Source organism: Cupriavidus sp. WS, from assembly GCF_000395345.1.
Classification (GTDB): Bacteria; Pseudomonadota; Gammaproteobacteria; order Burkholderiales; family Burkholderiaceae; genus Cupriavidus; species Cupriavidus basilensis_B.
The window spans coordinates 1-13,078 of record NZ_AQPL01000541.1 but is presented as its reverse complement, the minus strand read 5'-3'; the positions used below and the strand labels follow the sequence as shown (position 1 = coordinate 13,078).

General features: G+C 69.3%; 12 protein-coding genes. 1 reads left to right on the top strand and 11 read right to left on the bottom strand.

Translation table 11 applies throughout. The annotated features are described in order from the left end of the window. The 10 genes from K206_RS40115 to K206_RS0134050 form a co-directional block, all read right to left on the bottom strand. The coding region (locus K206_RS40115) for an Hpt domain-containing protein (protein ID WP_020206757.1) at positions 1–417 on the bottom strand (417 nt) is incomplete at its 3' end. A gap of 59 nt (positions 418–476) precedes the next feature. Next, positions 477–1,517, bottom strand: coding sequence for a flagellar motor protein MotB (gene motB / locus K206_RS0134090; RefSeq protein ID WP_020206756.1), 1,041 nt, complete (start codon positions 1,515–1,517; stop codon positions 477–479). Positions 1,518–1,535: 18 nt separating this feature from the next. Continuing rightward, the gene (gene motA / locus K206_RS0134085; RefSeq protein ID WP_029044407.1) at positions 1,536–2,399 is read right to left on the bottom strand and encodes a flagellar motor stator protein MotA; all 864 of its coding nucleotides are present in this window, start codon (positions 2,397–2,399) and stop codon (positions 1,536–1,538) included. A gap of 130 nt (positions 2,400–2,529) precedes the next feature. Further along, positions 2,530–3,135 (bottom strand): flagellar transcriptional regulator FlhC, encoded by a 606-nt coding sequence (gene flhC, locus K206_RS0134080; protein ID WP_029044406.1) that lies wholly within the window; start codon positions 3,133–3,135, stop codon positions 2,530–2,532. After that, complete coding sequence (gene flhD, locus K206_RS0134075) at positions 3,132–3,449, bottom strand: flagellar transcriptional regulator FlhD (RefSeq protein WP_006162633.1); 318 nt, start codon at positions 3,447–3,449, stop codon at positions 3,132–3,134. The genes flhC and flhD overlap by 4 nt, the downstream gene beginning before the upstream one ends. A 451-nt stretch (positions 3,450–3,900) precedes the next feature. Beyond that, on the bottom strand, positions 3,901–4,635 hold the full coding sequence (locus K206_RS0134070) for a DUF4088 family protein (protein ID WP_029044405.1): 735 nt from the start codon (positions 4,633–4,635) through the stop codon (positions 3,901–3,903). Between the two features lie 92 nt (positions 4,636–4,727). Beyond that, the gene (locus K206_RS0134065) at positions 4,728–6,530 is read right to left on the bottom strand and encodes a methyl-accepting chemotaxis protein (protein WP_020206752.1); all 1,803 of its coding nucleotides are present in this window, start codon (positions 6,528–6,530) and stop codon (positions 4,728–4,730) included. Between the two features lie 307 nt (positions 6,531–6,837). Then, positions 6,838–8,484 carry a PAS domain-containing methyl-accepting chemotaxis protein gene (locus tag K206_RS0134060; protein WP_020206751.1) on the bottom strand — a complete coding sequence of 549 codons (1,647 nt, stop codon included), beginning with the start codon at positions 8,482–8,484 and terminating at the stop codon, positions 6,838–6,840. A gap of 48 nt (positions 8,485–8,532) precedes the next feature. Continuing rightward, positions 8,533–9,012: a chemotaxis protein CheW gene (locus K206_RS0134055; RefSeq protein WP_020206750.1), complete on the bottom strand. Its 480-nt coding sequence runs from the start codon at positions 9,010–9,012 to the stop codon at positions 8,533–8,535. A gap of 165 nt (positions 9,013–9,177) precedes the next feature. Beyond that, complete coding sequence (locus tag K206_RS0134050; protein ID WP_029044404.1) at positions 9,178–9,561, bottom strand: response regulator; 384 nt, start codon at positions 9,559–9,561, stop codon at positions 9,178–9,180. Positions 9,562–10,082: 521 nt separating this feature from the next. On the opposite strand from K206_RS0134050, the gene K206_RS0134045 reads away from it, so the two are divergent. After that, positions 10,083–10,835: a hypothetical protein gene (locus K206_RS0134045; protein ID WP_020424023.1), complete on the top strand. Its 753-nt coding sequence runs from the start codon at positions 10,083–10,085 to the stop codon at positions 10,833–10,835. Between the two features lie 28 nt (positions 10,836–10,863). Here K206_RS0134045 and K206_RS0134040 read toward each other — a convergent pair whose 3' ends face one another. Further along, on the bottom strand, positions 10,864–12,819 hold the full coding sequence (locus K206_RS0134040; RefSeq protein ID WP_043367690.1) for a bifunctional diguanylate cyclase/phosphodiesterase: 1,956 nt from the start codon (positions 12,817–12,819) through the stop codon (positions 10,864–10,866). Positions 12,820–13,078 lie beyond the last annotated feature (259 nt).

Below are 13,078 nucleotides of genomic sequence, written 5' to 3'. Positions count from 1 at the left end.
CGCGGGCGCGCCGCCGCCGGCGGTCTCCAGCGCCAGTTGTTGCAGGACGGCGCAGATACGCGCCAGCGTTTCCGGATCGGGTTCGGTACCGTTACGGTAGGCGTTGAGCTGATCTTGCAACACGTCCTTGGTTTCCAGAAAAGTGTCGATGATGGTGCGGGACAACGTCAGCTCCCGCCGCCGCGTGCGGTCGAGCAGGTTCTCCAGCAGGTGCGTGGTTTCGGTCAGTGCCGCAAAGCCGAAGGTGGCCGCACCGCCCTTGATGGAGTGGGCCGCGCGGAAGATGGCGTTGAGCTCTTCCGCGTCGGGGGATTCGAGATCCAGCCCGAGCAGCAGCTGCTCCATTTCCACGAGGAGCTCCTCGGCTTCCTCGAAGAAGGTCTGATAGAACTGTGTGATATCGATATCGACAGACATAACCGTCCTGGCTCACTGAAATTGGCGGTGAAGGCCGCCGCCGGCATGGCGGGCGGACTTCATTGAACACGGCTCCTGCTGGCTGGAGCCTGGGCCGGGGGCGCGGCGGGATTGCTTGGTGCGGTGGCGGGCGCGGCCGGCGCTGCGGTGGCCGCGGGCGCCGAGGCCGCGGCGGGCGCGGAAGCGGCGGACAGCTCCGCCTGCATTTCCTTGCCCACTTCGCCCGCCTTGGCCGACACCGTGACCTCGGCGGCGCTGGCGTTCTCGGCCTCGATGCGGGCCTGCGCGCGCTGGTTCAGCACCACGATGCTGATGCGGCGGTTGATCGGCGCCAGCTCGTCCTTCTTGTCTAGCGGCATGGTCGCGGCCAGGCCGATCACGCGCAGCACCTTGCCTTCGTTCATGCCGCCGGCGACCAGCTCGCGCCGCGACGCGTTGGCGCGGTCCGACGACAGCTCCCAGTTGCTGTACGTGCGCTCGCCGTTGGAATAGTTGGCCGCGTCGGTATGGCCCGACAGGCTGACCTTGTTGGGCATCTCGTTGAGCACCGGGCCGATCTCGCGCAGGATGGTGCGCATGTACGGCTCGACCGCGGCGCTGCCGGTGCGGAACATCGGGCGGTTCTGCGTGTCCAGGATCTGGATGCGCAGGCCCTCGCTGGTGATGTCCAGCAGCAGCTGCGGGCGGAACTGGCGCAGCACCGGATTGTTCTCGATGATCTGCTCGAGCCGGTTCTTGAGCGCGCGCAGGCGCTCGCCTTCCTGGCGCTCGCGGGCCTTCTGCGCGGCGTCGTCGGCGCTCTTGCGCACGTCGCCGTCCTGGCGCGTGACGTCCATGCCGCCGCCCGGAATCACGCTCGACGACAGGCTGCTCTTGTTGCCGCCCGCCACCGCCACCTTGAGCGGCGTGCGGAAATACTCCGCGATCTGCACCAGGTCCTTCGGCGTCGACGCGCGCAGCAGCCACAGCACCAGGAACAGCGCCATCATCGCCGTCATGAAGTCGGCGTAGGCAATCTTCCAGCTGTGGTTGCCGTGCGGCTTCGCGTGTTGGCGCGACTTGCGGACGACAATCGGACGCATGTCGTGGGCGTTGCTCATGGCTGTAGCTCCTGCCGCTTAGGTGATGCTCTTGACCTCGCGGACGTGGTCGTCCAGCTCGAGGAAGGAGGGGCGTTCGCTGGAGTACAGCACCTTGCGGCCGAACTCGACGGCCACCAGCGGGGCGTAGCCGTTGAGCGAGGCGAGCAGCGTGACCTTGATGCACTCGTACATCTTGAGGGACTCGGCCACCTGGTGCTCGACGCGCGCGGCCAGCGGCGAGACGAAGCCGTAGGCCAGCAGGATGCCGAGGAAGGTGCCGACCATCGCGTGGGCGATCAGCGCGCCGAGCTCCGCCGGCGGCAGGTCCGCCGAGGCCAGCGCGTGCACCACGCCCATCACCGCGGCGACGATGCCGAAGGCCGGCAGGCCGTCGCCGACGCGCGACAGCGCGTGGGCGGGCACCTCGGCCTCGTGGCGGTAGGTCTCGATCTCGTGGTCCATCAGGGCCTCGATCTCGAAGGCATTCATGTTGCCGTTGACCATCATGCGCAGGTAGTCCGTGAGGAACTCCATCATGGCCGGGTCGGCGAGGATGCGCGGATACTGGCTGAACACGCTGCTGGCCGCGGGGTCCGCGATTTCCTTCTCGAGGAACAGGATGCCTTCGCGGCGGGCCTTGGACAGCAGCACGTACAGCAGCGCCATCACTTCCATGTACAGCGCCTTGCTGTACTTGCTGCTGCGGAACAGCGTCGGCAGCGCGCGCAGGGTGGCCTTGATGGCCTTGCCGTTGTTGGAACTGATGAACGCGCCGATTGCGGCACCGGCGATGATGACCAGCTCTGCCGGTTGATAAAGCGCGCCCATATGGCCACCGGTCATGGCGTATCCACCAAGCACCGCCGCCATCACGACAACATAGCCAATTACAACTAGCACGATCGATTCCCCGTCAGTAAAACACGCCAGGCACGCACAAGGCTCGCCCGGCCGGGATGGGCGCAAGCGCGCCCGCCCCGCCCTGGGGCTCACCGGCCGCGCAACCTGTCGTCGGGCCCGGGACTCCGGGTCAGGCGACGGCTTGCACGGGCGCGACGTCCTTCGAGAGCTTCTTCGCCTTGCCGGCGCGCGACGGTGGTCGGCACAGGCTGCACACGAAGTTCGCATGCGGCTCGTATGCGTGTGTCACGAACTGGCCGCCGCAGCAGGTGCAGCTGGAAAGCTGCAGCATGTTGCTCTCGAAAAACCGTACTAACGTCCAAGCACGGGTGAAACTTAAGACAATTTCGCTGCCGAGCAGCGATACGTGCTCGAGATAGAGGCGATAACTGGCCACCACCGCGCGGATGCCGGCCGTCTCGCCCTGCTGGACCATGAACTGGTAAGCCGAGAAAAACAGCGAGGAATGGATGTTCGGCAACCAGGTGGTGAACCAGTCGGTCGAGAACGGGAGCATGCCCTTGGGCGGCGAGGCGCCGCGCAGCTCCTTGTAGAGGCGGATCAACCGGTCGCGCGAGAGCGTGGTCTCGGCTTCGAGCACCTGCAGGCGCGCCCCCAGGCCGATCAGCTCGATGGCGAGCTGGGTCTGGTTGGCGTCCTGCAGCACGCTCTTGCGGTTGGGTACGGGAGCGGCCGTGAAGCTCCGGGCTGGCTGGGCTTGCAGGAGCGCGGTCAATTGAGCGACTCCACGGGTTGCCGCGCGAGCAGGATGGCAGCGTGGATCTGCTGCATGTCGTGACTCTTGGCCGTGTGGGTGAGCGTCGACAGCAACGCATGGTCATCGAACCGGAAGCGGCACAAGACCATGTTGGACGCTGCCAACTTGACGAGCTGGGCCGGTGTCAGCTTGGCGAGAATGTCGGCAATTTCCTTGCTGACGCCAAGCCGGAACATGGCTTCCAGATGGTTTTCGCGCACCAGGCGTTGCGCGAGCAGCAGATAGGCGAGATTGACCTCCCTGATCTCCTGGAGAACTTCACTGCTTTCCAATTTTTCCCCGCTACCAAAAACCCGTCGACCGCTTGTCCGGCGCTTACCCGCAGCACGGGGCTGAAGGCGACCAGATCGTTTGTGTGCGTGTGCGACGGGTACTGCGTACGACAAAGGAACTGCGCTTGGTCAGACTTATCTCGAACGTTACAAGTGTTACAGAGTGTAAGTAAGACTGTGAGAGTTATATCGGCAATTGGACCGGGCTGCCAATCCCCTCTAACGTTGGGTCAATCAAATGTCGCACGAAACATACATGGGATGCGAAGTTTGTAACAAGTCACCGATTTGTCATGTGATTTGCATCAAATCTGTTACCCATATGTAACAGAAGAAAGCCTCTAAAATGCACGATGCGTTACCTCCCGGACAGTGCCGAAGCCGGCGGAAACCACGGCGAAGTGGCGCCCGCGGGGGGTGTAGTCGCATTCCTCTATTGACCGCCCGGCACTCATTGCAGTAGCGCCCGGCGCAGCCACGCCGCCACGCGCGCGAACAGGTCGTCGGGCTCCTCGCGGAACAGGTGCGGGCAGGTCTGCTCGACCTGCTCCATGACGCGCGCGGTCTCCTCCGCGTTCACGGTGCCGTACTCCAGCGCGAGCGCCAGCAGCGCGCGCAGCTCGCCCAGGCGCGCGCGCGCGGCGCCCGCGCCGCGTTCGGTCTGCACCCGGTACATGACGTCGTAGACGCGGCTGCGCAGGCTCTCCGCCACGCGCCACGCCGGCGTCTGCATCTGCTCCTCCAGCACGCGGATGTCCACCGCCGAGCTGGCCAGCTGCGAGGCCAGCGGCTCGACGAAGGCGAGATCGGCGCCGGCATCCTCCAGGATCTGCCGCGACCACTCGCGCGCGCGCGTCAGGCGCTCCTGGGGCGTCCATTCGTAGCGCACCGCGAGGCCGTAGCCGAAGCGCTGGGCGTCGCGCATGAGCGTGGCCATCGCGTTGGGCAGCTGCTTGTTGAAGACGCGCTTGGCCCAGGCGTATTCGCCGCCGGAAAGCAGGCGCGTGACGGCGCGCTCGGTCAGCGGGCCGTCGTGGTGAAGCAGGCGGGCACGCAGGAAATCGTCGAAATCCGGCGGCGTGAATTCGCTGTCGAGCCCGGCGGAGAGCTTGACGAAATGGTCGAACTCGGCGCGCAGCTTGGCGGCGGCTTCGTCGGGCAACGCGAGTGAGATTTCCGTTGTCATGGGGTCCAGTGCTGACGTGGGCGCCGCGCGGCGCCGCCGCCGGCCGCGCCGGCATGCGTCGCCGCCCGAGGCCGGTGCCTCGGGTTATGGCCTCAGAAAGCGCTCCAGTCGCCGTTGTCCGACGCGGCCAGGGCGGGACTCGCCGGGCGTGCCGGCGCCGGCGCGGGGGCTTCCTGCGCGTCCTGGTCCGCGTGCGCGGCGTCGCCGTCGTCCAGTTCCTCGGCAACCGCGGCGGGCGCCGCCAGGCGGGTCGGCTCGACCCGGCGCAGCACCGCCGGCGCCTTGGCGCGCGGCGCTTCCGCGCGGCTGGCGGCGGCCTGCGCCTCGGCCAGGCGGAAGTTGGCCACCGAAGCCTGCAGGCGCGAGGCCTGGTCTTCCAGCGAGCCGGCCGCGGCGGCGGCCTCTTCGACCAGCGCCGCGTTCTGCTGCGTGACCTCGTCCATCTGCGCCACGGCCTTGTTGACCTGCTCGATGCCCGAGCTCTGCTCGGCCGAGGCCGCGCTGATCTCGCCCATGATGTCGGTCACGCGCTTGACCGCCTGCACGATCTCGCCCATCGTCTTGCCGGCCTGGTCCACCAGCGCCGAGCCGTTTTCCACGCGCGCCACCGAGTCGCCGATCAGGCCCTTGATTTCCTTGGCGGCGTTGGCGCTGCGCTGCGCCAGGCTGCGCACCTCGCCGGCCACCACCGCGAAGCCGCGGCCCTGCTCGCCGGCGCGCGCCGCTTCCACCGCGGCATTGAGCGCCAAGATGTTGGTCTGGAACGCAATGCCTTCGATCACGCCGATGATGTCGACGATCTTCTTCGATGCATCGTTGATCTCGTCCATCGTCTGCACCACGCGGCCGACCACTTCGCCGCCCTTCACGGCGGTCTCCGAAGCGTTGGCGGCCAGCCCGCTGGCCTGGCGCGCGTTGTCCGCGTTCTGGCGCACCGTGCTGGTCAGCTCTTCCATGCTCGACGCGGTTTCCTCCAGCGACGCCGCCTGCTGCTCGGTGCGCTGCGACAGGTCGCTATTGCCCGCGGCGATCTCGCGCGAGGCCGAGGCGATCGATTCGGCCGAATCCTTGAAGTCGCGCAGCGTGGCCGACAGTTGCTGCTGCATCTGCTTCATGGCGTGCAGCAGGCTGGTCTTGTCGCCGCCGCGCAGCTTGACCTCGCCGGAGAAGTCGCCGCCGGCGATGCGCGCGGCGATGGCCGCCGCATAACCGGGCTCGCCGCCGAGCTGGCGCGACAGCGTGCGGGCCAGGAAGGCGCCCAGCGCCACCGAAAGCGCCAGCGCGCCCAGCACCATGCCCAGCATCCACAGGCGCGAGGTCTGGTAGACGCCGCGCGCTTCTTCCATGTTGGCCAGCGCGCGCTCGTCGCGGCGCTTGACCATGTTGGCCATCACGTCCTCGAGCGCGCGGCTGTCCTTGATCAGGTCGGCGCTTTCCGTGAACACCTGGCTTTCGAACTGCGAGGTGTCGAGCGGCTGCTTGTTCACCAGCGTCACGTAGGCGCCGATGCGCTGGCGGTAGGCCGGCAGCAGGGTGTCGAACTGCTTGAGCATGGCCTGGCCTTCGGGCTGCGTGAAGGCGACGCGCGCGCCCTTCATGCGCTCGTCGAGCGCGGCCAGCGCTTTCTCGATCTGTTCCTTCTCGGCGGCGCGCTCGCCCATCGTCGAGGCGGACAGCAGCGCGATCTGCGCGCGGCTGGAATAGAGCAGGTCGATGTTGGCGCCCTGCACGCCCTTGAGCGACTGCAGGTCATCGTGGTAGATCTTGCCGGTCCAGTCGGCCATGCGCCCCATGTTGACGACGCCAAGCAACCCTATCACCGCGCCGATGAGCGACACGACCAGAAAGCCAGCGACCAGCTTGGTCGTGACGCGTAGCTGATTGAACCATTGCATGCAGACTACCTCTTTTCTCTGAATGACTTGACCAGATGCCTGCCTGTCCTGGCCGGCGGATGCCGGCCACCGCGGAACGGCGGCGCTATTTCTTGTTTTCCAGAACCAATGTTTTCAGACCGACCACTTCAGCCGGAGGCTGGCCGGCGCCGGGCTGCCGCCCCGCGCCGGCCTCGACCTGCCGGGTACATCCCTTGCATCCCTCAAATCCCTTGCATCCCTTGCATCCCTCGAATCCCGTACATCCCCGCACTGCTTGCCGGCGGGCTCGCCATGACCCGCCCGCCCCGCGCCGCGCGAGCGGCCGTCAGCCAGCCATCAGCCGCGGCTCGCCCTGCCCCGTGCCGCGCGCCGCCCGCACGGGGCGCGGCTCGGGACGCAGGCTCACGCGGAACGTGGCCACCGCATCGCGCAGGCGCTTGGCCTGATCTTCCAGCGAGCCGGCCGCGGCTGCGGCCTGCTCCACCAGTGCCGCGTTCTGCTGCGTCACCTCGTCCATCTGGGCCACCGCCTCGTTGACCTGCTCGATGCCCGAGCTCTGCTCGGCCGAGGCCGCGCTGATCTCGCTCATGATGCCGGTCACGCGCTCGACCGCCTGCACGATCTCGTTCATGGTCTTGCCGGCCTGGTCGACCAGCGCCGAACCATGTTCCACGCGCGCCACCGAGTCGCCGATCAAACCCTTGATTTCCTTGGCGGCGTTGGCGCTGCGCTGGGCCAGGCCGCGCACCTCGCCGGCCACCACCGCGAAGCCGCGGCCCTGCTCGCCGGCGCGCGCCGCTTCCACCGCCGCGTTGAGCGCCAGGATGTTGGTCTGGAAGGCAATGCCTTCGATCACGCCGATGATGTCGACGATCTTCTTCGACGCCTCGGTGATCTCGTCCATCGTCTGCACCACGCGGCCGACCGCTTCGCCGCCCTTCACCGCGGTTTCCGAGGCGTTGGCGGCCAGCCCGGTGGCCTGGCGCGCGTTGTCCGCGTTCTGGCGCACCGTGCTGGTCAGTTCTTCCATGCTCGACGCGGTTTCCTCCAGCGACGCCGCCTGCTGCTCGGTGCGCTGCGACAGGTCGCTGTTGCCCGCGGCCACCTGGCGCGTGGCGGAGGAAATGCTCGACATGCCTTCCTGGATCTCGCCGACCACCGACAACAGGCTGCGCTGCATGGTGCGCATGGCGCGGGACAGCGCGCCCATTTCGTCGGACGCGCGATAGTCCAGGTGGGTGGTGAGATCGCCCGCGCCCAGGCGCAGGGCGAAGTCCAGCATGTCGCGCACCGGCTTGTTCACCCGCGCCAGCAACAGCGAGCCGGCCACGAACGACGACACCACCGCCAGCGCGAAGCCGCCCCACAGCCACGGCCGCAGCGCGCCCGCGCCGTCGCCGGCCAGCAGCTCGAACGCCGCCAGCGCGGCCAGGAACCACACCAGCCCCGCCGCCTGCGACAGCACGATGCGGCGCCGGATCGTGACCTTGCGCAGCCGCCCGAACAGCCCCAACAGCCCGCGGCGCACCACCGCGCCGTTGCGCACGGCCAGGCGGCGGCCCTGGTCCTCGCGCAGGCGCGCATAGGCGGCCTCGGCCGCCTCGACCTGCTCGCGCGGCGGCATCGCGCGCACCGAGGTGTAGCCCACCAGCTGGCCGTCCGCCACGGTCGGCGTGACGGTGGCGCTGACCCAGTAGAAATCGCCGTTCTTGCGGCGGTTCTTGACGATGCCCACCCACGAGTGGCCGGCCTGGATGGTCTGCCACAGGTCGGCGAAGGCCGCGGCCGGCATGTCCGGGTGGCGCACCAGGTTGTGCGCGGCGCCGAGCAGTTCCTCGGCCGCGAACCCGCTGGTCTCGATGAAGGCGCGGTTGGCGAACGTGATGCGTCCCTTCAGGTCCGTGCGGGAGATGAGGTAGTCGTCCGGGGAGAGCTTGAACTCCCGGTTGGTAACGGGCTGGTTATTTCGCATGACTGGAGAAACTGCGTGGATCGGGCTGGCGGCGGAACAAGGTGCCGCTCAGGCGGCGACGGCGGCTTCGAGTGCCGCGAGCTCCTCGGTGTCCAGCAGTTTCTCGATGTCGACCAGGATCAGCATGCGGTCCTCGACCGAGCCGATGCCGCGTATGTATTCGGTTTCGCCGGAAAGCTGCGGAGCCTGGCGGACCTGGCCCGCGCCCAGCGTCAGCACGTCGGACACGCCGTCGACCACGATGCCGGTGGTCTGCTGGTGCAGCTCGACGATGATCACCACCGTGTACTGGTCGTAGGCGATCTTGGCCTGGCGGAACTTGATGCGCAGGTCGATGATGGGCACGATCAGGCCGCGCAGGTTGATCACCCCCTTGAGGTAATCGGGCGCGTTGGCGATCTGCGTGACGTTCTCGTAGCCACGGATCTCCTGCACCTTGAGGATGTCGATGCCGTACTCCTCGCCGCCCAGCCTGAAGGCGAGGAATTCCTCGCCCGTCCCTTCTGTCGTCTTGTTCGCGCTTTTCATTGTCTGGCTCCGCATGCCGGCTCCGGCCCCGGGGCGTCGCCAAAGCCCGGGCCGGCCAGCCCGCGGGCGGGCAGCCAGCCGAGACCCGGTGCGCCGGGGCACGAATGTCGTTTAGTGCTTAACGGCAGCCGCGGGCGTGGCTGAAGGGTAACAATGACAAAGCATTTACCCCACCTTCGTAGGGTCCAGCAGCGCGCCCACGGCCTCCATGAGCTGGTCGGGGTCGAACGGCTTGGCCAGGAAGCCCGATGCGCCGGCCACGCGCGCCTGCTCGCGCACCTGGCCGTCGGCCTCGGTGGTCAGCATCAGCATGGGGATGGCGGCATAGGCGCCGGTGGCCCGCAGCGTGCGGATCAGGGTCAGGCCGTCGGTGCCGGGCATGACCTGGTCGGTCACGAGCATGCCGAAGGACGCCGCCTGCGCCATTGCCAGCGCCTCGCCGCCGTCGGCGGCCTCGGACACGGCGTAGCCGCCGGTGCGCAGGCAGGCGCCGATCATGCGGCGCAAGGAGGGGGAATCGTCGACGACGAGGATGTGAGGCAAAGACATGGCGGCTCCGTTGACAGCACGATGGTGAGTCCACGGACGCGGCGATCTGGCGTGGTGGACCGGGGTTCGTTCCTGCCCTGGGCGGCATGCGCCCGGCGGACGCCCTGCGCGTTGTGGCATGCGCCGGCGACGAGGCAGAGACTGGCGCCGCGCCGCCGGCAAGGCCGGTGCGAAAGGCGCCCCTGCGGGGCATATCGGCAGCCGCGGCGAAATCCGTAGGCCGAATGCGGGCTGGCGCGCGCGATTGTGCGCGGCGGCGGCGAATTGCCCCGGCGTGCCGCCCTGCATGCCCCCCGCATACCCCCGGCATGCCGCCCGCGCGCCGTCCGCCTGCCGCCGACAGCGAGTGCCCGATAACCGATCGCCGGAAATCCGCTTACCCTACCTGCATGGGGTGCAGCAGGCCGCCGCGGGTGGGCATACTACGACGCCTGCTGCAGGATGCACCCCGCGCTTGCCGTGCCAGGCAAAGGCCCGCGGCGCCCACAAAATGGGCGCCGCGGCTTGATCGGAACCTCACCATGTCGAATTTGCCAGGCCCCCCGTGGCACCAGCGCGAGGTACCGGAAACGCGCCGCCCCGACAAGCTCACGGTGTTCGTGCAGGGCGCGCCGGATGCCCTGCTGGCGCCGCTGCCCGATTTCGGCGGGCGGCTGCAATGGCTGTCGCGGCGCCCGCGCCAGCCGGCCGACGCGCAGATCGTCATCGCCGAGCGCCAGATCGGCGCCACGCTGGCGCAGCGCCTGCGCTCGCTGCGCCATCCCGAGCGGCTGGTGCTGACCGTGCTGGTGGACGGCACCGCCGCCGCCGCGGCCGGCTGCGGCCCGGTCGTGCCCACCACCGCCGAGGCGCTGCCGCGCACCTTGCAGCTGCTGGCCTCGGTGCTGTTCGCGCCGGTGCTGGAAGACGGCCCCATGCCGCTGTCGTGGCAGGACGTGCACGCGGTGGCGAGCCGCGACGCGGTCGGCCTGGCGCTGCACCTGGACACCGGCGCCGAGTCCTGCATGGCGGACGAACTGCTGCTGCAGCTGGCGCGCTTCCACGGGCGCACGCGCATCGAGCCCGAGGCGCTGCTGGCCAGCATCTACCTGCCGCGCGGGCTGCCCTCGCTGGTGGCGTGCAGCCAGCAGCTGCGGCGCCTGGGCGCGGTCACGGGCCACCATTGCGAGACCCGCTTCGCCCTGCTGGTGCCCGAGAGCGGGCGCTTCACCCGCCTGCTGGCCCTGTTCCCGCCGGGCGGCGCGCTGCCGGAGCCGTTCACGCCGCGGCGCTGAGCGCGCGGCCGGCAGGCCGGCGCGGCGTTCAGGCCGCCGACATCAGCTCCGCGAAGGCGCCGGCATCGAGCGGCAGCGACAGCAGGTAGCCCTGCACCTCGTCGCAGCCCATCGCGGCGAGGATGTCCATCTGCGAGTTCGATTCCACCCCTTCTGCCACCACGCGCATGCGCAGTTCGTGCGCCAGCGCCACCATCGAGCCGACGATGGCGCGGCCCTGCGCGTCCACGTCGAGCCCGCCGATCAGCGTGCGGTCGATCTTCAGGGTGCCCACGCGCAGCCGCTTGAGGTAGCCGAGGCTGGAGTAGCCGCTGCCGAAATCGTCGAGCGCCACGTGGATGCCGAGCGCCTGCAGCTCGACCAGCGTCTCGAGCGACTGCGCGATGTCCTTCATCGCCGCGGTCTCGGTGATCTCCAGCGTCACGGCCGACGGCGGGATGTCGTGCTGGTGGATCTGCTCGAGCAGGTATTGCGGGAAGTCGCGGCTGGCGAAGCGCAGGCCGGAGACGTTGATGGCCACCGGCACGGTCGGGATGCCGGCGTCCTGCCATTGCCGGATCTGCCGGCAGACCGTGGCGATGACCCAGTCGTCGAGTTTGTCGATCTGCCCGGACTGCTCCGCCACGCTGATGAACTCGGCCGGGTTGACCACGCCGAGCGTGGGATGGCGCCAGCGGCACAGCGCCTCGGCGCCCACCACGGTGCGCTGGCGCACCTCGAACTTGGGCTGGTACTGCAGCGAGAGGCTGTCGTCCTGGATCGCCAGCCAGAGGTCGCGCCGGATCACGCGCATGCGCCGGGCGCGCTCGCCGGCCGCGGAGTTGAACACGCGGACCTGGTTGGAGCCGCTTTCGCGCGCCTCGGTCAGGCTCACGCGCGCGGCCTGCATCAGCGCCTCGGAGGTCTGGGCGTCGCGCGGGTAGATGGCGATGCCGATGTTCACGCCGATCTGCATCTGCAGGCCGCGCGCGGCCACGAACTCCGCCAGCGAGCCCAGCAGGCGCGAGCCGAGCTCGTTGGCGCGGCTCTGGTGCACCAGCTCGGGCACGCCCACGGCGAACTCGTCGCGCGCCAGGCGGGCGAGGAAATCGTGCGGCTCCAGCGCGGCCTGCGCCAGCGCGCCGGCATCCTGCGCCAGGATGTCGTCGGCCCGCACCTCGAAGACTTCGTCGACCTCGCGGAAGTCGGCGATATGCACCAGCAGCACGGCGCAGCCGGTCTCGGCCAGCCGCGCCTGCGCGATCGACTGGTCGAGCCAGCGCGCGAAGGCGCTGCGGTCGGGCAGGTCGGTGCTCACGCTGTACTCGCCGACCGTGCCCTGGCCGCGCGCGGCGGTGCGCACGGTCAGGCGGCCCGGGATGCGGCCGCGCCGGCGTACCGGCAGGGTGCTGGCGACGGGCACCGGGCCGGCCGGCAATTCCTCCGGCGGCTCGTCCTGCATGCCGGCGCTGGCGCCGCCGCTGTAGCCGGAGGCGGTGGCGAGATGCCAGCCGCTCGGGTTGGCGCGGCGCAGCCAGAAGAAGCCCAGCGACAGCGCCGCCAGCGCGCCCACGGCCAGCCACGCCGGCTGCACCGTGCCGCGCGGATCGGCGCACAGCGCCGACAGGCGCGAGCCGCCGCCGCACAGCGTGCTCAGGCGGGCGCCCGCGGCCACCACCACGCCGGCGCCCGCCAGCGCGGCCAGCAGCACGCCGCCGCGCAGCGGCGGCAGGTGGCGGCGCAGCCAGGGAATGGCCAGCGCCACCGCCACCGTCGCGGCCAGTGCGGTGGTGGTCTGCACCACGCCGTGCGAGAAGCGCAGGCTGCCCGAGGCCACCACGACCCACAGCGGCAGGCCGACCGAGGCCGGCGACAACAGCAGGAACGCCCAATGCAGCGACCTGGCGGGACCGCGTGCCAGCTCCCGGTCCGGCTTGGCTGCACGTATGCCCAGCCCGACCGCGAGGCCAAAGAGAGCAGCGAGCAGCAGAAGGCTAGCACTCATGTCGATAAGGAAGCTGGGCAAGAATTGAGAGCGATGATGACGCGACGATGCGGTCGATGCGGCGCGAGACCCGCATCATCGCATCACGCAGGCGTCCCCGAAAAGGAAAACGGCTGCGGTCGCGCCGGCATGGGTCAGAACGCGCTCCAGTCGTCGCCGCCAGCGCCACCCGCGCCGGCTGCGCTGGCCGCGAGCACCGGCACCCGCGCGGGCGGCGCCACGCGCCGGACCGGCTCGCGCCGCGCGGGCGCGGCGGGCT

What these genes read in the sequence shown, in the direction of transcription:
- K206_RS0134070 (WP_029044405.1), bottom strand. Translation starts at nt 4,635, where the DNA reads ATGACAACGGAAATCTCACTCGCGTTGCCCGACGAAGCCGCCGCCAAG.
- motB (WP_020206756.1), bottom strand. Translation starts at nt 1,517, where the DNA reads ATGAGCAACGCCCACGACATGCGTCCGATTGTCGTCCGCAAGTCGCGC.
- K206_RS0134055 (WP_020206750.1), bottom strand. Translation starts at nt 9,012, where the DNA reads ATGAAAAGCGCGAACAAGACGACAGAAGGGACGGGCGAGGAATTCCTC.
- K206_RS0134040 (WP_043367690.1), bottom strand. Translation starts at nt 12,819, where the DNA reads ATGAGTGCTAGCCTTCTGCTGCTCGCTGCTCTCTTTGGCCTCGCGGTC.
- K206_RS0134065 (WP_020206752.1), bottom strand. Translation starts at nt 6,530, where the DNA reads ATGCAATGGTTCAATCAGCTACGCGTCACGACCAAGCTGGTCGCTGGC.
- K206_RS0134045 (WP_020424023.1), top strand. Translation starts at nt 10,083, where the DNA reads ATGTCGAATTTGCCAGGCCCCCCGTGGCACCAGCGCGAGGTACCGGAA.
- K206_RS0134060 (WP_020206751.1), bottom strand. Translation starts at nt 8,484, where the DNA reads ATGCGAAATAACCAGCCCGTTACCAACCGGGAGTTCAAGCTCTCCCCG.
- K206_RS0134050 (WP_029044404.1), bottom strand. Translation starts at nt 9,561, where the DNA reads ATGTCTTTGCCTCACATCCTCGTCGTCGACGATTCCCCCTCCTTGCGC.